Annotated in this window: 1 protein-coding gene; it reads left to right on the forward strand. The window is 23.1% G+C overall.

Going from position 1 to position 955, the window contains the following annotated elements; translation table 11 throughout:
* Positions 1-764: 764 nt before the first annotated feature.
* On the forward strand, positions 765-955 hold a 191-nt coding region (locus Q1A46_RS20710; protein WP_299683558.1), incomplete at its 3' end, for a hypothetical protein.

Raw genomic sequence — 955 nt, forward strand, 5'->3', positions numbered from 1 at the left:
GCTGGAATCATGCACGCTAGAGGTGGTGGACCAAGAACTTCTGGATCAGTTAGTAACAGAGGTGAAAATTACCCTATAGCAGTTAGATAATATAGTAGAATTAATTTCAATCTATATAATTTTTTAATTTATAAAACCACTTGTTTTTAAAACAAGTGGTTTTCTTTTTATTTTACTTCCTCTTTAACTATGTACTTCATTTTTTTGATTACTAAATTACCCTTATAATAAAATCTATAAATATTATTTTCATTTAATATTCATCGTATTAAAAAAAATAGAAGTAGCATAGTGCTTTCTATTATTTAAAACAAAGATTAAATTCTTAAAAAATTAACATTTAAAAGTTCTTAGAAACAAATACTTAAACATATTTTTTTTATTCAAAAAAGAATATTTTAACTAATAATACCTTTTTTTTGTTAAAAAAAAAGGTAAAAACCCTATACAATTAACATATGTTAATTAAAATCAACAACACACAGAAATATTAAAAAAAGTTAATTTTTATTAATTTATGTTAAAAAAAATTGAAATAAAAATCAATGTTAAATTTTTAAAAACCGGATGAATATCTAAAGTTTTATTTATAAAAAATTCCCATTTTTACTATCGCAACAAAGTAGCTTTAAAGTTTTTTGTTTTTTATCTTTTTTTTTGATTTCTAATTGTGTTGCAATTTTCTCTGTTTTTTTTTTTCTATTCTAATTCCTCAAATTTGACCATCAAAAAATTTAATTAACCCTTCAAATTAACCTTCAAAAATGAAAAATTTTAGTAAATTTTCTTTAGGTGCATTATTAGTATCTTCACTACTAATGACCTCATGTCAAAACGAAAACACTTCTGCTGATAGCGATATAAACGCTAATATAGAAGCCAATGCTAGTGAAGGAAACATCATTCCTGGTCAGTACATAGTTGTTTTTAAAGAATCATCTGTTACTCCATCTTC

Source organism: uncultured Tenacibaculum sp., assembly GCF_947502995.1.
Lineage (GTDB): Bacteria > Bacteroidota > Bacteroidia > Flavobacteriales > Flavobacteriaceae > Polaribacter.